Source organism: Limosilactobacillus oris, assembly GCF_025311495.1.
In the GTDB taxonomy this organism is placed as follows: domain Bacteria; phylum Bacillota; class Bacilli; order Lactobacillales; family Lactobacillaceae; genus Limosilactobacillus; species Limosilactobacillus oris_A.
This window is the reverse complement of sequence record NZ_CP104398.1, coordinates 320804-346028: the sequence shown is the minus strand read 5'-3', so window position 1 is coordinate 346028 and position 25225 is coordinate 320804. Positions and strand designations below refer to the sequence as shown.

The following is a 25225-nucleotide window of genomic DNA, read 5'->3' as shown; positions in this document are numbered from 1 at the left end:
CCCCAGCGCAGTAGCTCCTGATCAACGAGACTATTTGAGCATCTTTGCCAATTGCTGCAATACTGCCTGGTCATCGTTAGTTCCAATCGTCTGGCTCGCTGCCGCTTTTACGTTAGCCGGTGCGTTGCCCATGGCATAACTGGTCCCAGCAAGTTCAAACATTTCGAGGTCATTTTCGCCATCGCCAAAGACTACCAGGTCGGCTGGGTCAACCTGCCAACGATTTAACAGCTTTTTCAACCCGTATGACTTGTCCATGTGGGGAATAATCAGGTCAATCGCGCCGTTCCCGCTGGCCGTTGCCCGGATAATCCCAGCAAACTTCGTATTAATATTATGAGAGATTGCCCGCATTCTTTCAGCTGGGACGGTCAAGGCAAACTTAAAGATCTTGTCTCCCGTAAAGTCAAATTCAGGCACGACCTTTGTCCGGGTATAGAATTTATCCATATTCTGAATAAAGTAATCTGGCATGGTGTCCTTGACGTAGGCATACTGCCGGCCACAGACAATGTAATTAGTTTGCGGAAGAGTTTCCAGATAGGCGATAATTCTGGTAACATCAGCTGTTTTCAACTGCCCACAAGTAATTTCCTGGTTGCGGTCAACTGTCAGTACGCCGTTCTCAGCCACAAAGGCCAAGTCGTCCGCAATATCTGGGAAGAGGGACCGCAGGAAGTAATATTGATCACCACTGGCAACGATAAAGCGAATCCCTTGCTGGGCCATCCGTCGGTAAAGCTGTTTAAAGAGCTGCTGGTCATAGTGGCGATCGGTGGTTAAAAAAGTACCGTCAATATCAGTAGCAATTGCGCGAATCATTAATATTTCCTCCTCATTAACGATGTCTTGTCCCTATTATAACAAATTGATTTATTCATTTTTAGCATGGTTATGTACAAGTAATAAGTATTTTCCTTTTGTCCTGCCAGCTACTATAATTTAACTAACAAATAATTAGAAAAGAGGAATTCACTATGGCAAAGACCTTAGTACTTTATTATTCAGCGACTAACACTACCAAGAACAAATCCGTCAGGTCTTGACTAATGTGACGGGACACCCAATTGACGATTCAGTTGAAATCCGGCTTCCCATCAGGAGCGATTACGGGGCCAACCTAAAAATCGGCAAAAACGTCTTCATTAATAGCGGTGTAATGTTAACTGATTTGGGCGGGATTAGCCTGGCCGATGACGTCCTTGTCGGGCCCAACGTCACCATCATTTCCGTTAACCATCCCTTAAATCCCCACAAGCGTCATGGGGTAGAGCTGAACCCCGTTCATATTGAAGAAAATGCCTGGCTAGGTGCCAACGCCACTATTTTGCCAGGAGTAACCGTCGGCAAGAACGCAATTGTCGCGGCAGGAGCGGTAGTTACTAAGGATGTCCCCGCAAATACCGTTGTGGCTGGTATACCAGCACGGGTCATCAAACACCTTGATGAGGAGGAAAGTTAAATGAACAGAATAGTCAAAACATTATTGGCACTAAGCGCCGTGGTCGGTGGAATTCTGACCGCCAATCAGCCAGTTCATGCCATTACACACTATGTCCAATCATCCACGCCAACCATTTTCGTCCACGGCTGGGGGAGCAGCTCCCACGCGGAAGAAAAGATGGCAAATGCCGCTCGTAATGCTGGCGTCACCAGAACTATTGTCAAGGCAAACGTGGATAAGCAGGGGCGGGTAAGTTTTAACCGGGAGATTCCAGCGCACGCTGTTAACCCAATCGTTGAGGTCAACCTCGAAGACAATAAGCTGGCAAATTACCAGAGCGACTACACGGCCGGCTACCACCACGGCGGCACCTACGTTCGGAACGTTGTGCAAGCCCTGCAAAAGCAGCACCACTACCGACAAATCAACCTGGTCGGTCACTCGATGGGAAACCTAGAAATCATCAACTACATCAATTATAATTATGACAACGCGAACCTGCCAAAGGTTGCCCACCTGGTTGCCATTGCTGGTCACTATAACGGCCTGGTGGGACAGCTGAGCAGTGAAAGAGCCACCATCAACCGTAAAACGGGAGAGCCAAGCAGCATGGACCCGTCTTACCGAGAACTCTTAGGCCTGCGCCAGCACTTTCCAACTGGCACCGCAGTACTGAACATTTATGGCAACCTTGACGACGGCAGCAACTCTGATGGTGACGTTCCTGTCACCTCTGCACAGTCGCTAAAATATCTGGTTGGCAACCGGGCCAAGTCTTACCAAGAAATTGAACTGCACGGGAAGAGTGCCCAGCACAGCCGCCTGCATAATAACAACCACCAGGTCGACCAAGCACTGATAAAGTTCCTGTGGGAAAAGTAATCGCTAACTAAAAACTCGCAAGCCCTCGTTGAGCCTGCGAGTTTTGTATATTTTAAATGACTGGCACAAAAGTGGTAGGTATGATATTTACATCAAATATAGAGTGCTTAAAAGCCGTTCCCATCAGCGATGTAGTCATCAACACCGTCCGGGTTACCGGACCACTTGAACTTATCGTACCAGATAGAATGCTTTTCCTGGTCTAGTTCCGCAATTGCTTCCATCTCATCGGCATCCAATTGGAAGTCAAAGACATCCAGGTTCTCACGCATCCGGGCAACGTGGCTGGACTTTGGAATAACGATGAAGCCTTGTTGCAGTTCCCAACGTAATTCAACTTGGGCAACACTCTTGTGGTGCTTGGCCGCAATCTCTTTGATTACCGGCTCGTTCAGCGTCTGCCCATTTCCCAGTGGTGACCACGCTTCCAGCTGAATCTTTTGCATCTGGCAAAGTGCCACCGTATCCGGCTGGTGGATCCGGGGGTTAAATTCAATCTGATTAACGGCCGGCTTCACTTCAGCATGGTCGAGTAGGTTAGTCAGGTGGTCAACGTTGAAGTTGCAGACCCCGATTGCTTTGGCCTGACCGTCCCGGTAAATATCCTCTAACGCCTGCCAGCTTTTCAGGTACTTGTCAAATACCGGCCAGTGAAGGAGGAGTAAGTCCACGTAATCCGTCTGCAGCTTCCCTAATTGTTCGTTAAAGCTCTTGCGTAGTTGATCGTAGTTGCCTTGGTCCCCGTTCCAAATTTTGGTCGTCAGGAAAATGTCTGCCCGCTTGAGCTTAGCCTTATCCATGCCTTCCTGCAGCCCGGCGCCCACACCAGCTTCGTTGCCGTACTGCTTAGCCGTGTCAATCAAGCGGTAGCCATTTTGTAAGGCGGTTGCAACCATCTGCTGCGCCTCGCCGTTCAATGATTTCCAGACGCCCAGGCCGACCCGGGGCATCACAATACCATTATTTAGTTTCACATTCCTTTGTTCATCCATTTTTTAACACCTTCTTGTAATCAAGTATAGCATTGGTGAACTACTCGGCCGTAAATGACCGAGCTTCTGGGAACACAGAGTAGTATTTAGGATTGTTCGTCTGGTATTCCAGAGACCTAACTTACATAACTCTGTTCTTTTACCACGGCTAGTTCCTAGCCAACGGCTTTTAATCCTTTATTCAAGATATTAATTGCCGCATTAATATCTCGATCGTGGTGCGTACCACACTTTGGGCAAGTCCATTCACGGATCTCTAATGGTTTCTTACCACTATTAAATCCACAGCGAGAACAAATTTGGCTTGTGTAATTAGGCTTTACTACGACTAATTGCTTACCATACCACTCATATTTATACTCCAACATGGTACGGAATTGATACCAACTTGCATTGGCAATTGACTTAGCCAGATGATGATTTTTTTGAAGATTTTTGGTTTTCAAATCTTCAATTACAATTACATCGTACTCCCTAACTAAATCAGTGGTTAGCCTATGCAGATAATCCTTACGCTTATTCGCAATTTTTTGCTGGTAGCGAGCTTTGTTTACCCTTGCCCGTTGCCAATTCTGATAATCGTTCAGTTCCATTTTGGAATCCTTATGATTGTTATTCCACTGTCGCATAGCTATAGTAGCTTGATGACACCGCTTTGAATACTTACTCTGCCAATTGGTTGCTTGCTTTTCTAACCATTTAGCGTTAAAAGTACCGTATTTAACTCCGTCAGAACTAATGGCTAAATCAGCGATTCCAATGTCTAAGCCAATTGACTGACCGGTTTTCGGTAACTGATTAACCTCAGCTTCAACTTGCAATGAAAGATAGTATCGACCCGTCGAGTCATAGCTCACCGTATAATGTTTGATTTTAGCCTCTCCAATTTGGCTAGTTTTACTAGTTCGAATGCTACCCAATTTTGACAATTGCATCCGCCGTTTAGCAGTTACCTTGCATGCTGACCGACCAGTATAGGATTGTCTCCAAGCATGACGACTTTTGAAGCGGGGGTAGCCACCCCGATGTTTAAATAGCATCTTAAATGATTGCGCTAAATTATGGTTAACGACTAAGAAACTAGTGGCATCACTATCTTTTAAGTATGGATATTCCTGCTTGAGGCGCTTTAATAAGTAATTCATACCGTATTCATTTACGAAATGACTGCTAGGGTTGTTCTCATAACGTTCTTTAGCCATACCAAGCATTAAGTTCCATACTTTTCGATCATTACCAAACATTTGCCATAGTTGATCTTGCTGGGCTTTAGTTGGATACAAGCGTAGTTTGATTCCTTTAATAACTTTGCTCATTCTAAGTTCACCTCCTTTTGACGCTGATCATCAATATATTTAGCCACCGCTTGTTCGTTAACCGTACCAATGCTTTCAACATAGTAACTTGACGACCATAGATGACGTCCTCGCTTTTTCCAATAACTAGTTTGAAGTTCCGGGCATTCACGGAACAACTGCCAAGCTGAGATTCCTTTTAACCAGCGCATAATATTAGTTACTGACAGCTTTGGTGGTACACTAACTAACAAGTGAATATAATCATCTTTACCAATTTCCATATGAGCGATTGTAAATCCATATTTTGAAGCAATCTCATACAATGATTGTTTCAAGACAACTTCCACGTGTCCTTTCAGCACTTTGTTGCGGTATTTAGTTCTCCAAATGAGATGGTAATTAAGATTATAGACTGACGTTCTACCATATGTAAGACGTTGTGTATCTTTCATATCAATAATTGTTATCCATATGCAATTTAGACGCAAAAGAAGGGCAATTCATCACGTCCTTAAAAGAACGTGTTTCCTTGCTCCTTTTCAAAAAGGCCTCCCGGTGACTTTTCCGAGAGACCAGTTAGTTTAATCATGGCGAACTAATAAAACCGCCCCAATGGTACTGATTACTGCTAAGACGGCACCAATGTACCCGATCTGGCTAATTGCAATGAAGTTAACACTCAACGAAGCCAGGAAGGAGCCGACCGTCACCCCAACGTTGGTACAAATTGGATTGAGCGACGACGCCAGGTTCATCGCTGCCGGATAATCCTTGTCAGCAACGTTCAAGAACATTACTTGTAAAATTGACCCTGGCATTCCGAGGACTAAACAAATCAGACACAGCAGGCCCACGCCAGTCCACGAATTGGCAAAGCTCAGTCCCATCAGCAGGAGGAGCGCCAGGCAGGCACCGCTGATCAACGGGAGCTTGCGGATTCCGTACCGGCTTGAGATGATCCCGGCACAGGCGTTTCCAATGATAAACATGACGCCGACCAGGCCCAACAGCCAGTTCAAATCCGTCGTGCTGAAGTGCAGGACGTCAGTGATAATCGGCCGAATGTAAGTGTAGAACGTATACTCTGCGGCCATTAGAGTAACCATCACGACAATGCCGAGGATAATTCGCCGATCCCTGAGCAGTTTAACCTGGTGACCAATTGACCCCTTTGTTTGCGGAGTATGACGGGGGACCAGTGCCAGAAGAAAGGCACCAATAATTAGTGCTAACCCGCTGATAATCGCGAAGCTCACGTGCCAGGAAAAGGCGGAGCTAATCGTTGTCCCCAAGGGAACCCCGATAATCGTCGCCGTACTAAAGCCAGCGAAAACCGTTGCGACCATCATTGACCGTTTTTCAATCGGAGCGATAATGCTGACGTAGACAAGGATCAGCGAAATAATGGCGCCCGCAACGCCTGCGGTAATTATCCGGGAAACGAACAGGAGGAAGAGGTTCGGTGCCACCGCCGTCAGTGTGTTTCCCAGGAAGAACACGACCATCAGTGTCATTAAAACCTTAAAGCGGTCATATTTCCCCGTAATGGTTGTTAGAATCGGCGTACAAATGGCGTAGGTCAGCGCGTACATCGTCACCAATAGACCAACCGCCGAAAGCGAAGCGTGGTAGCTTTCGGCAATATTGGAGAGGACCCCAACCACCATAAATTCATTACAGCCAAGCATAAATGCAACCAGCACAAAAACAATACATTGCAAACGATACTTCATATTTAGTTTATCCAATCCCTTCTACAAGCATATTAATGCAGTTTGGTGTGCACGTTTTGTTTGTTGAGAACGGGGACAAAATGGGGAAGCTGCTTTTAAAACCCCGGGGTAGGCAGTTAAATTTACCGTTGATATTATACCATAGCCGTTAGGTAAAACGTTACAATGTTTTATCTTGTCTGAGCACGAACGATCTTGTGGTAAAGCTGCTGGCTTAATACCAGGGAAACGACCAGCAGGAGCAGGCAGAAGGCAAACCCAGTTTGAATTCCCAGGTGGGAAGACTGACAGTGCAGGAAATTGTTGACGATGCCGACCACCGCGACAATTAAGGCGGTCCCAAAGGAAGCAGCGATTTGCCGCATGGTATTAAAGGTCGCCACCGCATCAGGAACAATTTCATTTGGCAAGAGTGAGAGGGCCTGCGTCTGTAACGGAATCAGCATTGTTACCAGACCAAATTGCCGGACAGTTTGGAAAATCGTAATCATCAGGATCGTGCTTTGAGCTCCCACAACGGCCTGGAAGGTTGTCCCGATGATGTCAATAATCAGCCCCGCGCCGACTAGCCACTTAATCGGGTAAATATCGTAACAGCGCCCGCTGGTTGTCGAGAGCAAACCGGTTAAAATCGCCCCGGGCAGCACGGTAATCGCTGAAGTAACCGTCCCTTTCCCTAGGACAATCTGGACCAGCAGGGGGATCAAAATGGAATTCCCGTACATTGTGGCCGTGATTAGCATGTTAATCACAGTTGCCAGGACGAATTGCCGGTGGGCAAAAATTTTGAAGTTAATTAGCTGGTGACTACTATGCCGCTGGTTGAGGACAAAGAACCCTAAGGCTACTAAACCAATAACAAGATAGCCAACGACGTTAAAGGTTGCCAAGGGATAGCTAGAAACGTTTGACAGTCCCATCAAAAGTGACCACAATCCAATCGTAATCAGGATTAGCCCTGGCAGATTAAAGCACGGTAATTCGTTGTGAGGAATATAGGGCAAGAAGAAAAATGATAGGAGCAGGGTGATGACCGCGAATGGAATGATTAAGATAAAGAGGTAACGCCAGGAAAGGTAGTTGAGCAAGAAGCCGGAAACTGCCGGACCCAGAATCGGGGCACAGTTAAAGGCAAGACCAATTATTCCCATGATTCGGCCCTTCTTTCCCGGCACGGCATAACGAATCGCCAGGACGTTGACCAATGGCATCATCATTCCAGCCCCGATTGCCTGAATCATTCGGGCAATGACGATGAAGCTAAAGGACGTTGCCAGGGCACCGAGAACGGTCCCCAGCAGGAAAACACCGGCGAAAATAATAAAGAGCCGCCGGAATGAAAAACGCTTGATGAGGTATGAGCTGACGGGGATCATCAGTGCGTTCACCAGCATGTAGCCGTTCATAACCCACTGGACGCGACCTTCGGAAATATTAAAAACCTTCATAAAGGTCGGCAGGGCGATGTTCATTAAGGTCGAGCAGAGGAGGCCGAAGAAGGTCCCAAAAACCATAATAATAAGTGCCCGGCTAATTCGTTGATCTTTCATGTGATTTAGTTGTTTATTCTCCTTTGTTTACAGTAATGCTTTCCCAGTTTAACAATTCAGTGAGGTTTGTCAAACGCAAATTAGCTTGGTCAGCTTTCTTAACCATGCTAAAATTCAGTTATAAGAAACAGCAATGGACCGGATTAAAAGAGGAGGACAACCAATGATTAAGGGATTAGGGATCGACCTAACTGAGATTAGCCGAGTGGGTGAACTCGCAAGCAAGCACCCGCAGTTTCTGGATCGAGTCCTGACAACGGCCGAGCAGAAACAGTATCACGGCTTTACTGGGCAACGCGCTCTAGAGTACTTGGCAGGGCGTTGGTCATTAAAGGAGTCGTTTGCCAAGGCCTGGGGAACCGGGATTGGTAAAGCGGTCGGCTTTCAGGATGTTGAAATCCTCGACAGTCGGATCGGTAAACCAGTGGTCACCCGGTCGCCCTTTGCTGGTCGGGTCCACGCCTCGGTCAGCCACACGGGCAGCCTAGTGATGACCGAAATCATATTAGAAACGGATTAACGTAAAAAGCGGCCAGCGAAAAAATTCGCTGGCTGCTTTTTAATTTATTTATTATCTGTTTCCCCGTCGTCGGTCTGCGCTGCCTTCTTCTTTGGCTTAATGTAAACCACTTTAAACTTATTGACATACGCGTTCTGCAGGTCGAGTGGGGTAAAGGAGAAGTTTTCGACTCTAATTGGCTGGCCGACCTTCATGTCGTATTGGCGCTCCAAGAAGAAACCAGTCAGGGTTGTTACCTCGGAATTCTCAAACTGGTCAATCTTGGTATTGAAGAAGCGCTCAAAGTCATCAAGCGGCATCTTTCCGGAAACTTCGTAGGTCGGGTTCCCCTTACTGTCAGGATCCTTCTTTTCAATCATATCAGAAGTGGCGTGGTCAATTTCTTCACCCACCGTACCGAAGAGCTCCTCATAGATATCCTTATCAGTTACGATTCCTGAAGTTCCACCGTACTCGTCTTGAACAACGACAATTGGCACTTGTTTCTTCACCATCGTCTGCAGGACATTGGTAATCGGTTCATTCTCGTAAACAATCGGGATTCGCCGCATAATTGTCCGAATTGATTGTTGCGGATTAATCTGGTTTTGCCGCATGATATCATAAGCAAACACGTAACCCAAGATGTGGTCCTTGTCGTTATTTGCCACCACTGGGAAGCGGGTAAACTTCTTCTCAAAGTAGAGTTTGGCCGCGTCCTCAATCGAAGCCTGGATATCAATCACGGCTAGTTGAGTCCGGTCAATCATGATGTCTTCGGCAACCTTATCGTTCATTTCAAAGGCCCGGCGCATAAAGAGAACGTCTTCCTTATCCATTTCCCCAGCCTTTTCGGACTGCTGAGAAAGGGTCATGATTTCGTTTTGCGAGTAAGTATCCTCTTCTGGCTGAACATTGTAGCCCAGTAGTTTGGTAATCCACGCCGCAGTTACGGCAAATAACCAAACGAAGGGATAAAAAATCGTGTGGAAGAACTGAATTGGGTGAACAATGGCTAGCAGGATCTGAACCGGTCGGTCAATCGCCATGTTCTTCGGTACCAAATCGGTGAAAACGGCGTGGAAGAAGGTGAAAATCAAGACCCCAATTACCGGTGCCAGTGGGGCCAGCACTTCCCGCGGAATCAAGTGAATCTTTAAGAGGAGGTCGGTGATAAACTGGTCACCAATCCACCCTAATACCAGGGAAGTCATGGTAACCCCAACCTGAGCAGTCGATAAGTACTCGTTTAGGTTGTTGACCATGTGCTCGGCGCGCTTAACCTTCCGTGTCTGGCGAAGCTCTTGCAGCTCACTCGGCCGTACTTTAACCACGGAATATTCCAGCAGGGTAAAGAGGGCCGCCAGTAACAGAATTAAAATAATGACAAGTAATCTGAACCAATAAGATGACCATAGTGCATCCATAACTTACAAAATCACCTAATCTTTCATTGATGTTTAGTCCTATTGTATCAATTTCCCATTTGACTGACCAACTATTTAGTAAAAAAGTGCGGTAAAATTATGATAAGCAGACTCAGTGAGGGTGAGGTTATCAATGGAAAATAAGCAACAAACGGAAATAAAACAGGGAACCCGCTTAAAAGAAATTATCGCGGTGATGCGCAAGTATCACTTTATTTCGAATTTTTACCATCAAAGGGACCCGGAGGCAATTTGCAACGCGTTGCAAGAATTAGGGCCAACCTTTATTAAGCTGGGGCAAATCCTTTCGACCCGGCCCGACCTAGTGTCCACCGATTACGTACAGGCGCTCCGGAAACTCCAAGACCAGGTCAAGGCCGACCCGTTTACGAGTGTTGAGCAAACCTTTGAAGAGGCCAGCGGCAAGCAAATCGCCCAGGTGTTCAAGAGTTTTGATCCAGAACCATTTGCCTCTGCTTCCATCGGCCAAGTTCATCACGCAGTCCTTTTAGACGGCACCCCGGTAGTGGTCAAGGTTCAGCACCCAGCCGTCACTCAGTTGGTAAACACTGACCTCGCCTTGCTCCGCCGGGCAGTTAAAATGGTGAAGTACGTGCCTGCCAATACGGCGGTCGTTGACTTAGATCGCACGTTGGATGAAGTCAGCGCCTCCCTCCTCAGTGAAATCGACACCCTCCACGAGGCTAAAAATGGAGAAGAGTTTTACCGCCTCAATAACGGGCAGGGGATTTTTGTGGTTCCCAAGGTCTATCTCAAATACTGTGCTCCACGAATTCTGGTCAACCAGGCAATGACCGGGAAGAGTATCCGCGAGCTGTTTGATGCGTCAGCCGCCGCGGAACAAGAACGCAACCAAGCTCTTGCGACGTCTCTGGTCCGTAACTTTATGAAGCAGGTGTTCGTTGATTACTTTTTCCATGCCGACCCTCATCCCGGAAATATTCTTTTCACGACAGCTCCGGGGGATCAGCTAGAAACCAGCAGGGAATTCACGCATTCATTTAAGCACGCAGAGTTAGCCTACCAGGAGCAGACGCCGCTCCCGCCTTACCGGTTGACTTACCTAGACTTCGGGATGATGGGACGCCTTACACCCGTTATGGCTGATGGCATTGCCGAGGTGGTTTTAGCACTAACCAGCAAGGACCAGCACCGAATTGCCCAGGCGGTCCTCGGAATTTGCAACCAAACAGGTGAGTTAGACCAGCAACGCTTTAGCAAGGAGCTAAGTAACTTTATTCGTCCGTATCTGGCCGAGGGCTTAGGCCAAATCGATTTCTCCAACATGCTCTACCGCATCATCCAACTCTGCGAAGATAATAACCTGCAGATCAAACCAGAGGTAACAATGTTGATCAAGGCTTTTGGAACGCTCGAGTCAACGGTTGCCCATCTGGATCCGGACATTTCAATGATGGCGGTGGTCCGGCCGTTTGGTTTAGCCTACCTCAAACGTAAACTTAAAGCGCGTGACCTTGCCGATGATAGCCTATTTAAACTGTGGTCCGTTCTGGAATCGGCAGGCCAGTTGCCTGAACGGCTCGACACCGCCTTGGACACTTTTAACAACGGCGACATTGAAGTCAAGTTACGCTATGAGGGGCAGAAGCACCTGCTGAAACAGGTAGAACGGGTCGCTAACCGGCTGCTGGTTGTTATCGTGTTAGCGGCAGTGATTCTTGGCTCTTCGCTGTTGGTCGAAAGCAGTACCCGTCATCCCCACATTTATCATCTCGGGGTCTTTGGCTATGCCATTTCGCTTGGCGTGATTGCCATACTGGTCGTAAGTGAACTCTGGCATCGTTTTAAGCACTGGCGCAATAGTAAGAAGTGAGTTTAAATGGGTACGCTGATTATTTTACTAATTTTAGCTGGCCTGGTCACGCTCCTGTGGACTTTCACGATTTACCTCATTCTGATTCGGCGGGTTAAAAACCGGACCCTTAGTTTAGCCTATAACCGTTGGACTGCGATCATGATGGGCCTTAATATGCTAATTTTCTTACCAGGATTGTGGAGCCTACCACTAGCACAGCTACCCAAGCTAGGGCAACAGCTGTGGCTGCTGGTGATAACCACTGATAGCCTGGCAACTGCCGGTCTGATTATGATAGGCCTATCTGTACTTCTCCTGCGGGTCTGGCCCCATCCACGGACAACGGACTACCTGGTCGTCTTGGGGGCAGGGCTAAGTAAGGGACAGGTCCCACCGGTCCTCGCCGCGCGTTTGAATTCGGCAGGCCGCTTTTGGAAGGTCCATCCTGAAACAGTAGTTATTGTTAGTGGCGGCGACGTCCATGGTGACCAGGTAACGCAAGCGCGGGCAATGGCCGACTACCTGCAACGGCTCGGTGTCGTTGCAACGAAGATTCTGCTAGAACGCCAGGCTCGCAACACCTGGCAAAACCTGGTAAACAGTCGCCAACTGATTGACCAGCATTGGCATGGGGAAGGGAAGCCACGGGTAACTGTGGTCACAAGTTCTTTTCATGTTCCACGGGCAATGCTATACACCCACCGCTTAGGTCTGAACTGGCACTTCCTTTCCGCACCAACTCCTTGGCCTTACCTTCCACTAACCCTGGTGCGGGATTACCTGGGAATTATCCGTGACCATCGCCGCTTTGCTGGCGCCGTCTTGCTAGTGATATTAATGTTAGGGGAAAGTTTACTATTGAAATAAACCGGTGCAGGTTTTCCCTGCACCGGTTTGTCATAATCCTACTTATTTGCGTAAACGGCAATCTCTACCAAGTTATTATCCGGGTCGTGAACGTAAACCGAAGTCATGGCACCCTCGGAGCCATGCTTTTCAACCGGACCGGCCACAATGTCGACGAAGTAGCTCTTGAGGTGGTGAAGGATGTCCTCCAGTTGGTCACCAGCCACGATACAGAAGTCGGCGGCCCCGGTGGTTAAGTGGGGCGCCTTTAGTTCCGTTTGCCGGTCACTTTTTTGTAACCGGATCAACTGGTGACCACACCGCAAAGTCACCAGCTGATCGTTACTCTGCTGGTCCAGCACTGGCATGTCAAAGACCTCGTGGTAGAACCGGGTCGACTCCTCCAGGTCACTGACGGTCAATACAATATGGTCAATTCTGCGCATTTTCATATTCAAATCATTCCTCTTTTCCTGCTCAATATTATATGATGGTAGTTAGTCTAATCGCAACTGCTTTAAAACCAACAAAAGGAGCACTCGTAAGTGACTAATCAGCAAGTAAGTACTATTCCAGCGCAAGTAGAAGTACGGGGTGGGCGTGTTCATAATCTCAAAAACATCGACGTCGACATTCCCCTCCACAAGTTCGTTGCCATTTCTGGCCTTTCGGGATCCGGAAAGAGTTCACTAGCGATGGGAATTCTGTATGAAGAAGGCTCCCGGCGCTACCTGGAAGCACTCTCGACCTACACCCGCCGGCGAATCAAGCTCGGTGCTCAGGCCGAAGTTACCAGTGTCAAACATATTCCATCGGCTTTGGCACTGCGGCAGCGGCCGAGTATCCCCTCAGAGCGGGCCACGGTGGGAACCATGAGTGAAATGTTTAACGTCATCCGCCTGATTTTCTCCCGACTGGGGTCACCAGTCTGTCCTAACGGTCACCGGTTAAAACCCAGTTTGACGATTGCGGAAGCCATGAGCAAGAGTGGTGAAGAGATGGGGCAGTTGACGTGTCCAGTCTGTGGTGTTCGGTTCAGCGCCTATAGCGCGGAGGACTTTGCCTTTAACTCTGCTGGCGCCTGCGATAATTGTCAGGGTACTGGGAAGGTCCGGCAAATCGACGAAAGCAAGTTAATCTGTGATTCCACGTTAACGCTGGCCGAGGGCGCCGTGGCCGCCTGGCACCTGCCCGGCAGGAATTTCATGCCGAACGTTGCTGAGCAGGCCGGGGTCCGGATTAACGTTCCCTACCAAGACCTGACGGACAAGGAAAAGGATTTTGTCCTCAACGGTCCGGCCAAGAAGTTTAAGATGGACTTTCGATCCGGCACCGGCCGGGTCTTTCATGACTTTAACGCCCTTTATGAAAACGCCCATGAGGCGGTGCTGCGTTCTGCCCAAACGAGTAAGAGTGAGCGTTCACAAAAACGGATCAGTGAATTTTTTAGCTACTCCACCTGTCCGGTCTGTCACGGCACCCGGCTTAAACCGGAATTACTCAAGCAGGAAGCAGGCGGGCTAAACATCGCCCAGGTGACCGACCTAACACTGGGTGAACTTAGCGACTGGAAGAAGGCGGTCCTCGAGACGCTGCCGGATGATATGCTGACGATGGCCCGGTCACTGTTTAAGGAATTCGATGACAACCTGCGGCCATTGTTAGAGCTTGGTCTGGACTACCTGACACTATCCCGGAATGGTAATACCCTTTCAACAGGGGAACTACAACGCATCCAGCTTGCCCGGACTCTACGCACCCAGACGACCGGGGTCCTTTACATCCTCGACGAACCGTCAATTGGTCTGCACCCCGACAACATCAAGGGGTTGCTCGGGGTCTTCCATGAACTGGTTGCCCAGGGCAATTCGCTGGTAGTAGTTGACCACAACGTCGACATTATCCGGGAAGCCGACTGGATTATCGAAATCGGCCCCGGTTCTGGTGAGGAAGGTGGCCAAGTGCTTAACAGCGGCGACCCGCAGACAATTGCGGCCGACCCGAATTCTAACATCGGCCCCTATTTGAATGGAACGGCGAAGTTGCTCGCTCGGATCCGCCAGCCGGTGCCAGCTAAGAAGTCAATTGATTTCACCGTCGCTGACTACTACAACATCAAAAAGATTACGGGGCAGCTCCCGGTGGGCCGGCTGAGTGCCATCACTGGTTTCTCCGGAGCCGGGAAAACCAGCCTGATTCTCGACAGCCTGGTCCCAGCAATTACGGACCAGGCTAATGGCCGTCCCTTACCAAAGCAGGTCAAGTCGCTGACAACACCGCTCAAAAACGTGGTAAGTGTCGACGCGGCACCAATCGGCAAGACGACCCGGTCAACCGTTGCCACCTACACCAGCATTATGGACAACCTGCGAAAGCTCTTTGCAGCCCAGCCACTGGCTAAGGAACGGCACTACACTGCCAGCTACTTTTCCTACAACAATAAGCAGGGGGCTTGCCCAAGCTGCGGCGGGACCGGTGTGGTAACCCTCGACATCCAATTTTTGCCGGACATGCAACAAACCTGTCCAAGCTGTGAGGGGGCCCGTTACCGGCAGGAAATTCAGGAGGTCAAGTGGCACGGTTATTCAATCGTTGACCTTCTCAAACTCGATGTCCGCACAGCACTCAAGGTCTTTACTTCGGAACCGAAGATTGAACACGAATTGCAACTGCTGGACGAAGTTGGCCTAGCCTACCTCCACCTCGGGGAAAGCACGCCCTCGCTCTCGGGTGGGGAGGCGCAACGGCTGAAACTGGTTAAGCACCTCAACCGGCGGCAAAGTACAACCCTCTTTGTCTTTGATGAACCGACGATTGGCCTCCACCCCTTAGACGTCAAGACGCTTTTGGGGGTCATGCAACAATTGCTGGACCGTGGTGCCACCATTCTCACCATTACCCACGACCTGAACCTAATCGTCAACGCAGATTACCTAATGGACTTAGGCCCGCGGGGCGGCAAGAATGGGGGCCGCGTAGTTGCTACCGGGACTCCCCAAGAGCTGGCTAAGAAGCCAACCAGCCTGACCACCCGGTACCTAGCAGATTACGTTCACAGATTTGAATAAGAGCGATAAAGAGGCTGTGACATAAGTCCTCTTACTTAGATAAAATACGAACGGCGCAGTACGCAAATGGGTTTCAGTGCTCGGCAAAGCCGAACTCTGAAACCCTATTTGCGCTTTCTAAAGACTAGCTGCGCGTCGACGGGGGCTCGAAAACGAAGTCGATTCCGACTTCTGTCTCGCTCCCTTACTTCTGATAATGGCGGCTCAAATATTCTTTCATCCCTTGCGGCGCGTGACCGGTGATGTGTTGGAAGTCGTTAGTGACCTCATCCATCAAGCCTAGAGCTGCGGCATGGTACATTGACGCTAACTCATCGCCATCCCCCTCGGACCGGTAAATATCGGCAAATTCCTGCAGGCTAACCGGTGCATAGCCGATTTGCTCGCCGGTCACTTGGGACATAATGGAACTCAATTCTACCATGTTATAGTTTTGCTTCATCGTCAGCAGGTAGTTCTGACCGTAATCACGCAGGTATGGTTTCACAGCGATGTTAGCCATGGCCTCCGCACTATCTTCCCGACTGATAAAGGACATTGCCTGGTCGCCGATGGGATAGATGACGTTATGCCGCGCAATCAGTTCCGGCAGGTAGGGTACTAACGGATCCGCATATAACGCATTTTTAACCACCGCATAGTTTAAACCGCTGCCGGCCAGTCGGGCTGGCAAGTAGGCATAATAGCTCGCCATCTGGAAGGGGTTGTTATACTGATCAGCGATAAAGCTCATTGCCACGATGGTCGAAACGTTAGCCCGCCGCATGGCTTCGAGGGTGTTTTCAAACTCGGTGATTCGCTGCTGAACCCAGTAGGTGAGGCTGGGAACGTAAATTAAGACGTCAACCCCAGTCATTGCCGCAGTCATGCTGTCAACAGCGGCATAGTCCAAGGCTACTACGTCATAGCCAGCAGATTGTAGGGCGGTGGCTTTTTCAATTCTATGAACACCCAAGCGGATATCGGCTTGGGGAACTAACTTGCTAAGTTCAGTGATAATAATTCCGCCAAGGTGGCCGGTCGCACCGGTAACTAAATACTTCATTGAGAATTCTCCTTTCGCTGCTGTGCTTCTTTCTGTACCTGTTTTACGAGAATGCTATCTAACACATCCTGTAGTGAAATACCTGCTAGTTTAGCCTGGGCAGCAGTTTCCGCCTGCTGGTAATATTCAGCCAGCGTGGCTTGAATATTACCCCCCACAATACATTCAGGATCAGTCTTTTCATCAATTGCGAAGAGGTGGCGGTCAGGCCCCTCAACAGCCAAATAAATATCATAAAGTGAAATTTTACCGGCCGGTCGGGCTAAGCGGGGGTCCGCAAATCCCGGGACCGTCTCAATGAGGCCGCCCTTGCGGAGGGCGCTCATCAGCCGGCGAACCACTACCGGTGAAGTCTCAACGCTACCGGCAATATTTTCGCTCGTCAGTGGAATTTTTCCACGGTAAATCTGCAAAAGAGCCAAGATATGAATACTGTCGCTTAGACGGGTTGAAACGCGCATTTTATTCCTCCTTTCTAATTAGAGCCACTACTTTGCTAGGGCCGCGCGCCACTTATGGGTGAGGCCCCATTCAAGCAAGCGCAGGAACCCCGCACAAATGAGGGTCAAGGCCATTGTCAAAAACGTCCCCCATAAAATGGGAGCAAGCTGCTGTCCCTGCAAGCCCTCAAACAGGAGTTGACCTAATCCGCCCGCGTTAATGGTGGCCGCAATGGTTGCCATTGCCATCGTGGAAGCCAACGCCACTTGCAAGCCGCTAAAGATTGCTGGCAACGCCAGGGGGAGCTGGACCTTATAGAATACCTGTTGGCGGGTCATCCCCATCCCCGTAGCCACTTCGATCAACTGGGGATCGATTCCTTGCAGGGCGGTGATGAAGGAACGGAGCAGGACGTACTCAGCGTAAATGGTCAAAACGATGATTGCGGTCCGCATCCCTAATCCGGAAAGGGGCAGAAGCAGGGCAAAAAAGGCAAAGCTAGGGATTGAGTACAAGAGGGAAAAGAAATAGACCAAACTATTCAGCCAGTTGCGCCGGCGGAGAAATAGCAAGGTAATGACAAGGGCCAGCACCAACGCAATTCCAAGCGAGCTGAGAACCATGAGGGCGTGCTGCTGGCTGTCCGTGATCATGGTTGTCCAATTTTCATTCCAATACTTAATCATCTTGCTGGCCCCACAGTTCTTGATTTTGGCGGACGGTTCCCAGCAGCTTTTTAACAAACTGTGTCGCGGGCTGGCGGACAATTTCCGCTGGTGTGGCAAACTGCTCAATTCGTCCTTCGTGCATCACCATGACCCGGCTCCCCAAATAGAGAGCTTCATTAATGTCATGGGTCACAAACATAAAGGTCTTGTCGGCTAACGACTCATGGATTCGCTTAATCTCGTGCTGCAGCTCCTCCCGGGTAAGGGCGTCTAATGCGCCAAAGGGTTCATCAAACAGCACATAGGGCGGGTTGGCGACTAGGGCCCGGGCCACCCCGACCCGCTGCTGCTGGCCGCCAGATAATTGGCTGGGGTACCGAGTAGCATACTCCCTGGGATTAAGCTGGACCAGCTGTAACAATTCACGAACCCGCTGGCTGGTCTGCTCCTTGTTCCAGTGCAGCAGTTGTGCCACCACCGCGATATTTTGCGCAATGGTCATGTGCGGGAAGAGGCCGATTTGCTGGACCACGTAGCCCATATGGCGGCGCAGCTGAACTAAGTCAAGCTCGCTGAGCGGCCGCCCATCAATGGTAATTTCACCCGCACTCGGCTGTAACAGGCCATTCACCATTTTAAGGGTCGTGGTCTTTCCCGAGCCAGAAGTCCCCAGGATAGTAACAAACTCACCTTGGTTAATCGTAAAGCTCAGGTCAGGAATAACCAGGTCATCGCCAAACCGCTTCTGAACGTGTTTAAATTGAATAGCTGCTTTTGTCATGTTTCTGAACCTTTCTGATTAAGAAGTCGAAGCCGAGCATTGCCCCCAGTGAGAGGGCCGCGACACTAACGGCACCAATTACAACATAGGTCATATCGTACAAGCCCAGACCCGTAAAAATTAATGTTCCCAGGCCGCCAGCCCCGATATAGGTCGCCAGGGTTGCACTGGCGATAATTTCAACGATTGCCAGCTTGATTCCGTTAAGGACGTAGGGGAGGGCTAGGGGAATTTCAATTTGCCGACGCAATTGCCGGGAGGTCATCCCGAGGGCCGTTCCGACCTCCTTGTACAGGGGACTGACCTCGTTGAAGCCCAGGATGGTGTTGATTAGCAACGGCGGCAGGGCTAACACGACCAGGGAAATTAAAGCGGGGACCATCCCGGTACCGATAACGGGAATCAGTAAAAATAGCAGGGCCAGGCTAGGAATTATTCGCAGCACCTGCGCAAAGGCGACGCAGAAACTAGCCACCGGTTTTACCCGTGAGCCTAGGTACCCTAACGGCAAAGCAATCACCATGGAGATTACTAGGGTCACCAGCGTGAGGAAGAGGTGCTGACCAACGTACTGCCAGTATTGGCCACTATTAGATTGAAAGTATTGAATCACCTGTGAAAACAAAGAATCACTCCTCACCGCTATTTGATATTGTGCTCGTACCAGTTTTTGGCAACGGTTTTGTAGTTTTGCCCGTCGACATTCACCCTTCGATTGAGGGTCGTTAACTGCTTGGTCGTCAGTTTAGCATCAACCTTGTTCAAGGCCCGACCCATCTTTGGGTAGCTCTTAGCAGCCTTTTGGTTTGCCACGGGAACCAGGTTATAAGGGGGCCAAACGTTTTTGTTGTCCTTGATGAGGGTGAACTTTCCGGTTGCCAGCTGACCATCAGTCGTTGAAACCGGTGCGGCGTCAGCCTTACCCTGTTCCATAATTTTGTAGAGCAGGTTCACGTCGTAGTCCTTAATCGATTTGAAGTCGAACTTACCATACGCCTTATTCATTGCCGGGAGCGCATCGGCCCGCTTTTCAAATTCCCCCTGCGAAGCAAAACGAATTTTATCAGCTTTCTTTTGTAGCTGGCTCAGGTCGCTAATGTGGTCCTTTTTGGCGACCTTGGTAGGCATAGCGATTCCTTGACGATTATCACCGGGAGCATAATCGAAGGTTGTCAGACCATCCTTTTGAACCCCTTGGTGGGCAATCTTGGCAATTTCACTGGCGCTCTTGCCGCTGGCCCGCTTTTTGAGGTAGGCTTCAACGATCGTCCCAGTATAGTCAGGGTAAACGTCAACCTGGCCCTTTTGGGTTGCTTGGAAGATGACGTTATTGGCAATATTAGGCTTCCGCGTAACTTTATAACCTTCATGTTCGAGGGCGAGGGCGTAAATTTCACTAACGGTCTTGCTCTCGGAAACATTCTTCGAGCCGACAATGATTGGTTTACTGCTAGCAGCACTAGCAACGCTTGGAGCAGCCGTCCCTAAAATGAGGACCGTTGCAGCTACTAGGGATGTAATCAGCGCTTGTTTAACTTTCATTGCATGTTCTCCTTGTAACTTTTATAGTTTCAAATTGCCTATATCGTAACATAGTGCTGACTAGCTGTCGAGACCGCCGCTCAATTAATTTTTAAAATGAGCGGAGAAAAGGTATAATAAGGGACAGCATAAGCAATAAAGGAGCGGCAACAGAACTATGAAATTCATCTCTTGGAACATCGACTCAATTAACGCAGCCTTAACTGGAACATCGACTCGGGCGGGTGAGACTCGGGCCGTCCTCAAAAAGATTTCTGCACTGGAACCGGACGCCGTGGCAATCCAAGAAACCAAATTGTCAAAAAATGGCCCCACTAAGAAGCACCTGCAAGTCCTCGCTGACCTTTTCCCGGGATACCAGGTTGCCTGGCGCAGTTCGGTCGAGCCGGCACGGAAGGGCTATGCTGGTACTATGTATCTCTACCGAGACCAATACCAGCCAACGGTTACTTATCCGCAAATCGGGGCCCCGGAGCCAATGGATAGTGAAGGCCGGATCATTACCTTGGAATTCCCTGACTTTTTCCTGACCGAGGTTTACACGCCCAATTCCGGGAATGGTCTGAAACGGCTAGCAGACCGGGAGCAGTGGGACGACTGTTACCGCGATTATCTGCGCCAGCTTGATGAGCAGAAACCAGTAATTGCCAGCGGCGATTTTAACGTAGCCCACGAGGAAATTGATTTGGCCCACCCGGCAAACAATCATCACTCCGCTGGTTTTACCGACGAGGAACGTTCACACTTCGGCAAGCTGCTCGCTGCTGGCTTTACCGATAGTTTCCGCTTCTTGCATCCCGAAGAGACGGGAGCGTACTCATGGTGGGCCCAGCGAGTATTAACCAGTAAGCAGAACAATTCTGGCTGGCGAATCGACTACTGGTTAGTCAGCAACCGGCTGGCCGATAAGGTTAGCTCTTCATCCATGATCGATAGTGGTGAGCGGCGTGACCATACCCCAATCATGTTAGAAATTGACCTGTAACTTTAAACAAAATCGAGAGTGAGAAAAAACGCTCCAAACCGGCTAGCAAGCTGATTTGGGGCGTTTGTCTTCGAACCTCCGCAAGGATGGCTAGGTTGGTCAAACGCTGATAAATCAGCGTTTGAACTGCCAGCCAGCTACTGCGCTGAGGCATTACTAACTTTAAAATATTAAAGAGGTTGAGTTAATTCCCAGCCTCTTTTATTATGCTACCGGCTGTTTAGCAGCCCGGTCGCGTTTAATAAGTTTTTTAATCAGGACATACATGGCAATTACCACAACGATTGCCACGGCAGCCCCGATTAGCTTGTGACTGTTGCCCTGGAAAAGCGCGTCACCCCCAAAGGCATAGATAAATGACGTTGGGGCCATGCCGACAGTCACCATCGCCAGGTAACGGAAGCGGCTGATGTTGAGCTGGGCCCCGGCATAATTAACCAAGACGCTAGGAATCACCGGAACCATGAAGCCGAGCGTCAGCCCAATCAGGGGATGCTTTTGGTGCATTAACGCGGCTAGCAGCTTAGACTTCCGGGTACACTTGGAGAGGTCCACCTCGCGGATAATGCTCATCACGCCGCAGTTCCCTAAAATGTTCCCCAGCCAATTAATCAAAAAGCCAACGACAGGGCCATAGCACAAGCCGGCTAATATACAAATCAGCGAATTGGACATGCCAGGAATCGCGTTGAATGTGGCAATCAACGCCAGCAACAGTAGCATGTCCTTAATCCCGTGGCTGCGGATCAGGTGCATTAACACGATTCGGTTATGGTCATTCATGTGTAGCAAGAGATTGATCTCCGGCTGATAATCACGGTAGATAAAATAAATTAGGATCGCTGAAATTATAATCCCGCCTAGAATTAGCAGGGTCTTATTAAGTTTTCTTTTCATCATTAATACTCCTGAGGGATGGTTAGGCCAGCCTGCGCAAAGAGCTGCCTGAGGGTCTGCCGCAGCAGGGGGTCATGGGCGTAAATATAGGTCCCGTACACACCCCGCTTAAACAACACGTTAAGGGAATTCATAATCATTCTCTTTTCCAGCTTGGTAATCATTGTCGGGTCTGTCAAGTCGGCCCGCTTTTTGAATGCCTCGCTGTCTGTATACTTGTCCAGGTTGACCTGTAAGCGGCGACTGCCTGGCACTTGACTGATTGGTGGCCCGATAATAATGCCGGTGTAATTGAGATCAAAGCCTTGACAGGTGTAAATTGACCCGACTTCGTCAATCGTTTGGGGAAGTTCGGCCCAGGGTGTCACTGTGTAATTATATTGATCCCAGGGCATCTTAAAGCGTCCCTCACAAATATAGTGTTTACCGCCATCTAGGGTTGACGGGTAGCCAGAGGTTGACAGGATTCGGGACAAGCCGACTTCCTGATTGCGGCGGACGATCGCCTGCCGCATTGCTTCCGCGTCATCATAAACCCGGAAGTCATAATGGTGGCGTGCGTTTTCCGGCAGAGCTTCCAGGCGGTAGTCACTCGTAAAGTGGTTAAACCACTGCACTAATTCCGGACTCGCCGTCATCCGAAACATCCGCTGAAGCTGGTATTCCCGGTGCGGGTACTGGTCGGTAATGGCCCGGAGGCGTTCAGGAGTCCAGAGGCTCTTCATCCGGAGCACCTGGTACTGATCAAAGACAAGCACAACCACCTTGGCCCGTTTGATAATCTCCACCAGCTGGTTATCGTGGTAAAAGTTATTGTAATGGTCGGCCTTGGAAAGGAGCAGGTGGGCTTCATCAATCACCGCCAGGTCAATTGTCTGCCCCCGCTTATCGAGCTGGTTGATGAGGGAAGTTGGCCGGGCAAAATCCTTTTTAAATAGTTCGGGCCGGGTTCCCGCGATTTCCCGGTAAACCTTCAAGATTTCCGGATGGTTGACCAAAAAGTAGTTCGTCGTTCCATAGAAAGGGGAGGCGTGATCATGCCGTGCTGCTCGCTGTAGCCGGTCAAATAGCTGGGAGAGCACCACGCTCTTGCCGGTCCCCGCATCACCGTAAATCGTATAAACTGCGGGAAACGCACCCGTAATGTGTTGACCAGCAAAGGCGAGAATATCCTCGACCAGTTTTTCCTGCTCTGGTGTTAATTTTTTCAGCGGCGAAAGCTTTTCTACCGCGGCATTTGTAGTTTCCCCCATTGTGACAACGACACCCCCATTAACATCTTTATTCCTCATTTATGGTATCGAAGTCCAGGCGGTTCGTCAATTTTCACGGGCTTTATTTTCGCGGGCTTGTGAAAAGTGTTAAAATATTAAGAAACGAATAATTACTAATATAAATAATCAATAATTATTAAAGGAGTGGCGGCAAATGAATCGGCATCCAGATTTCTTACTAAACGAAGTGAATGAGCCCCAAGACATCAAGGGAATGTCACTTGATGAATTAAAGCAGCTGGCAAGCGAAATGCGTCAGCTAGTCTTGGAACGGGATTCCGCAATTGGCGGTCACGTCGGGCCCAACCTCGGGGCGATGGAACTGACCATTGCCTACCATTACGTCTTTAATTCTCCTCACGACAAGGTAATCTGGGATGTCTCCCACCAGAGTTACCCGCATAAGATGCTGACGGGGCGCAAGCTCGGCTTCCTTGACCCAGATCATTACGAGGACATTTCTGGTTTTACTTCGCCCGAAGAGAGCAACCATGACTTTTTTGAAATTGGCCACACCTCAACTTCGATTGCATTGGCAGTGGGGATGGCGCAGGCCCGGGACTTGCTGAAAACCGGATCCAAAGATAACATCGTCGCGGTCATTGGCGACGGATCGCTCAGCGGGGGCTTGGCTTTCGAGGGCTTGAACAACGCCGCAAAGCTCAATTCTAACCTCATCATCGTGGTTAACGATAACCAGATGTCGATTGATGAAAACCAGGGCGGCTTGTACCAGGGGCTGAAAGAACTCCGGGACAGCGATGGCCAGGCTGCTAACAATATCTTTAAGTTCATGGGGTTGGACTACCGGTACGTCAAGGACGGTAACGACCTCCGGGCAATGATTGAAGCTTTCAAAACCGTTAAGGACATCGACCACCCAATCGTTCTCCACGTTAATACGCTCAAGGGAAAGGGCTACGAACCAGCCGTAGAAGCCAAAATGGCCTACCATTGGCGGGCACCATTTGACCTTAAAACCGGCCGGGACAAGCAAGCCGCAAATGGCGAGTCTTATAGTGCGGCCATCTTAGCCGAGCTGGATAAGCAAATCGCTGCCGGAGAACCAGTAGTGGCTATGAATGCTGCTATTCCGGGTGTCTTTGATCTCAAAGAATTCCAAAAGAAGCATCCCGACCGCTACTTTGACACGGGAATTGCCGAACAAGAATGTATTAGCTCAGCCGTCGCAATGGCAGTTGCTGGCGCGCGGCCCGTCGTCTTTCAAAACAGCACTTTCCTGCAGCGGGCTTACGACCAGCTAATCCACGACATGGCCCTCAATGATGCGCCCGTCGTGATGATTGTCCGGGGCGGTGCGATTGCGACTGAGTCAGCCACACACCAGGGGTCCTTTGATATCTCAATGATCAGCGACCTGCCGAATATTGAGTACTTGGCACCAACAAACGTGGAAGAGTTGATTTCAATGCTCCGGTGGGCCATCAAGCAGACCGACCAGCCGGTAGTCATTCGCCAGCCAGAAAAGCCGTTACTGCATGGCCGGGCCACGCAGGATGATTACAGCAACATCCAATATGACATTGCACACCAGGGAAGCGAAGTCGCTATTATGGCCGTTGGTGATTTTTGGAAACTAGGGGAGGATGTCCGCGCCGAACTAAAGGCAAAGCTCAACATTGATGCCACGTTGATCAATCCTAAGTCGGTCACGGGGATTGACCCAGAAGTTCTCCACCACCTGGCCGAAAACCACGATGTCGTTGTGACCCTTGAGGACGGCAACCTCAGCGGGGGCTTTGGAGAAACGATTGACCGTTACTACGGACCAAAGTCAATGAAGGTCTTAAACTTCGGTGCCCCACGGGAATTTGCTGATAACGTGCCATTAGACGTCCTGTACGAATGGTACCACCTGACGCCAAAGCAGATCGTCGACGACGTTGAAAAGGTCCTCCACGCCCTTTAAGCACCACTAACTCGGTAAGAAGTAAAATTCTTACCGAGTTTTTTAGTACAGTCGGCTAATCTTCCCGTATATATTTAGTGAACATC

24 protein-coding genes are annotated in these 25225 nt (G+C 49.5%); 8 read left to right on the top strand and 16 right to left on the bottom strand.

Annotated features, from left to right (window positions below):
- Positions 1 to 30: 30 nt before the first annotated feature.
- Positions 31 to 822 carry a Cof-type HAD-IIB family hydrolase gene (locus N4599_RS01730; protein ID WP_260901577.1) on the bottom strand — a complete coding sequence of 264 codons (792 nt, stop codon included), beginning with the start codon at positions 820 to 822 and terminating at the stop codon, positions 31 to 33.
- 208 nt (positions 823 to 1030) lie between these two features.
- Here N4599_RS01730 and N4599_RS01725 point away from each other — a divergent pair, with 208 nt between their 5' ends.
- Both N4599_RS01725 and N4599_RS01720 read left to right on the top strand, forming a co-directional pair.
- Positions 1031 to 1462, top strand: a complete 432-nt coding sequence (locus tag N4599_RS01725; RefSeq protein WP_260902445.1) for a DapH/DapD/GlmU-related protein — start codon at positions 1031 to 1033, stop codon at positions 1460 to 1462.
- Entirely contained in the window at positions 1463 to 2326 is an 864-nt protein-coding gene (locus N4599_RS01720; RefSeq protein WP_260901575.1) for an alpha/beta hydrolase, read from the top strand.
- Positions 2327 to 2433: 107 nt separating this feature from the next.
- Here N4599_RS01720 and N4599_RS01715 read toward each other — a convergent pair whose 3' ends face one another.
- The 5 genes from N4599_RS01715 to N4599_RS01695 form a co-directional block, all read right to left on the bottom strand.
- Positions 2434 to 3318 carry an aldo/keto reductase gene (locus N4599_RS01715; protein ID WP_260901574.1) on the bottom strand — a complete coding sequence of 295 codons (885 nt, stop codon included), beginning with the start codon at positions 3316 to 3318 and terminating at the stop codon, positions 2434 to 2436.
- A 155-nt stretch (positions 3319 to 3473) separates the two neighbouring features.
- Positions 3474 to 4634 (bottom strand): transposase, encoded by a 1161-nt coding sequence (locus tag N4599_RS01710; protein ID WP_260901572.1) that lies wholly within the window; start codon positions 4632 to 4634, stop codon positions 3474 to 3476.
- The gene (gene tnpA, locus N4599_RS01705) at positions 4631 to 5068 is read right to left on the bottom strand and encodes an IS200/IS605 family transposase (RefSeq protein WP_260901570.1); all 438 of its coding nucleotides are present in this window, start codon (positions 5066 to 5068) and stop codon (positions 4631 to 4633) included. The genes N4599_RS01710 and tnpA overlap by 4 nt, the downstream gene beginning before the upstream one ends.
- A 129-nt stretch (positions 5069 to 5197) precedes the next feature.
- Positions 5198 to 6349 (bottom strand): MFS transporter, encoded by a 1152-nt coding sequence (locus N4599_RS01700; RefSeq protein WP_260901568.1) that lies wholly within the window; start codon positions 6347 to 6349, stop codon positions 5198 to 5200.
- 170 nt (positions 6350 to 6519) lie between these two features.
- Positions 6520 to 7899: a DHA2 family efflux MFS transporter permease subunit gene (locus N4599_RS01695; protein WP_260901566.1), complete on the bottom strand. Its 1380-nt coding sequence runs from the start codon at positions 7897 to 7899 to the stop codon at positions 6520 to 6522.
- A gap of 163 nt (positions 7900 to 8062) precedes the next feature.
- Here N4599_RS01695 and acpS point away from each other — a divergent pair, with 163 nt between their 5' ends.
- Positions 8063 to 8419 (top strand): holo-ACP synthase, encoded by a 357-nt coding sequence (acpS, locus tag N4599_RS01690; RefSeq protein WP_260901564.1) that lies wholly within the window; start codon positions 8063 to 8065, stop codon positions 8417 to 8419.
- A gap of 44 nt (positions 8420 to 8463) precedes the next feature.
- Here the strand turns inward: acpS and N4599_RS01685 are convergent, their stop codons facing one another.
- Positions 8464 to 9825, bottom strand: a complete 1362-nt coding sequence (locus tag N4599_RS01685) for a hemolysin family protein (protein WP_260901562.1) — start codon at positions 9823 to 9825, stop codon at positions 8464 to 8466.
- Between the two features lie 133 nt (positions 9826 to 9958).
- Between N4599_RS01685 and N4599_RS01680 the strand changes: the two genes are divergently transcribed.
- Together N4599_RS01680 and N4599_RS01675 are read left to right on the top strand one after the other, a co-directional pair.
- Positions 9959 to 11680: an ABC1 kinase family protein gene (locus N4599_RS01680; protein WP_260901560.1), complete on the top strand. Its 1722-nt coding sequence runs from the start codon at positions 9959 to 9961 to the stop codon at positions 11678 to 11680.
- Positions 11681 to 11686: 6 nt separating this feature from the next.
- Positions 11687 to 12529, top strand: a complete 843-nt coding sequence (locus N4599_RS01675) for a YdcF family protein (RefSeq protein ID WP_260901558.1) — start codon at positions 11687 to 11689, stop codon at positions 12527 to 12529.
- Between the two features lie 38 nt (positions 12530 to 12567).
- On the opposite strand, the gene N4599_RS01670 is transcribed toward N4599_RS01675, so the two are convergent.
- Entirely contained in the window at positions 12568 to 12960 is a 393-nt protein-coding gene (locus tag N4599_RS01670) for a VOC family protein (RefSeq protein ID WP_260901555.1), read from the bottom strand.
- 93 nt (positions 12961 to 13053) lie between these two features.
- Here N4599_RS01670 and N4599_RS01665 point away from each other — a divergent pair, with 93 nt between their 5' ends.
- Complete coding sequence (locus N4599_RS01665; RefSeq protein ID WP_260901553.1) at positions 13054 to 15576, top strand: excinuclease ABC subunit UvrA; 2523 nt, start codon at positions 13054 to 13056, stop codon at positions 15574 to 15576.
- 184 nt (positions 15577 to 15760) lie between these two features.
- Here the strand turns inward: N4599_RS01665 and N4599_RS01660 are convergent, their stop codons facing one another.
- The 6 genes from N4599_RS01660 to N4599_RS01635 are packed head-to-tail and all read right to left on the bottom strand — an operon-like array spanning position 15761 to position 20053.
- Positions 15761 to 16621: an NmrA family NAD(P)-binding protein gene (locus N4599_RS01660; RefSeq protein WP_260901551.1), complete on the bottom strand. Its 861-nt coding sequence runs from the start codon at positions 16619 to 16621 to the stop codon at positions 15761 to 15763.
- Complete coding sequence (locus N4599_RS01655; protein ID WP_260901550.1) at positions 16618 to 17082, bottom strand: Rrf2 family transcriptional regulator; 465 nt, start codon at positions 17080 to 17082, stop codon at positions 16618 to 16620. Before N4599_RS01655 ends, N4599_RS01660 begins: the two co-directional genes overlap by 4 nt.
- A 27-nt stretch (positions 17083 to 17109) precedes the next feature.
- On the bottom strand, positions 17110 to 17748 hold the full coding sequence (locus N4599_RS01650; RefSeq protein ID WP_260901548.1) for an ABC transporter permease: 639 nt from the start codon (positions 17746 to 17748) through the stop codon (positions 17110 to 17112).
- Complete coding sequence (locus N4599_RS01645; RefSeq protein WP_260901546.1) at positions 17741 to 18511, bottom strand: ABC transporter ATP-binding protein; 771 nt, start codon at positions 18509 to 18511, stop codon at positions 17741 to 17743. Before N4599_RS01645 ends, N4599_RS01650 begins: the two co-directional genes overlap by 8 nt.
- Positions 18486 to 19151 (bottom strand): ABC transporter permease, encoded by a 666-nt coding sequence (locus N4599_RS01640; protein ID WP_260901542.1) that lies wholly within the window; start codon positions 19149 to 19151, stop codon positions 18486 to 18488. The genes N4599_RS01645 and N4599_RS01640 overlap by 26 nt, the downstream gene beginning before the upstream one ends.
- 2 nt (positions 19152 to 19153) lie before the next feature.
- Positions 19154 to 20053, bottom strand: coding sequence for a glycine betaine ABC transporter substrate-binding protein (locus N4599_RS01635; RefSeq protein WP_062812636.1), 900 nt, complete (start codon positions 20051 to 20053; stop codon positions 19154 to 19156).
- 157 nt (positions 20054 to 20210) lie between these two features.
- Here N4599_RS01635 and N4599_RS01630 point away from each other — a divergent pair, with 157 nt between their 5' ends.
- The gene (locus N4599_RS01630) at positions 20211 to 21038 is read left to right on the top strand and encodes an exodeoxyribonuclease III (RefSeq protein WP_062812635.1); all 828 of its coding nucleotides are present in this window, start codon (positions 20211 to 20213) and stop codon (positions 21036 to 21038) included.
- Positions 21039 to 21242: 204 nt separating this feature from the next.
- Here N4599_RS01630 and N4599_RS01625 read toward each other — a convergent pair whose 3' ends face one another.
- Entirely contained in the window at positions 21243 to 21938 is a 696-nt protein-coding gene (locus N4599_RS01625) for a TVP38/TMEM64 family protein (RefSeq protein WP_062812634.1), read from the bottom strand.
- Positions 21938 to 23188, bottom strand: coding sequence for a DUF2075 domain-containing protein (locus N4599_RS01620; protein WP_260901535.1), 1251 nt, complete (start codon positions 23186 to 23188; stop codon positions 21938 to 21940). Before N4599_RS01620 ends, N4599_RS01625 begins: the two co-directional genes overlap by 1 nt.
- Positions 23189 to 23363: 175 nt before the next feature.
- On the opposite strand from N4599_RS01620, the gene N4599_RS01615 reads away from it, so the two are divergent.
- Complete coding sequence (locus N4599_RS01615) at positions 23364 to 25139, top strand: 1-deoxy-D-xylulose-5-phosphate synthase (RefSeq protein WP_062812632.1); 1776 nt, start codon at positions 23364 to 23366, stop codon at positions 25137 to 25139.
- Positions 25140 to 25225 lie beyond the last annotated feature (86 nt).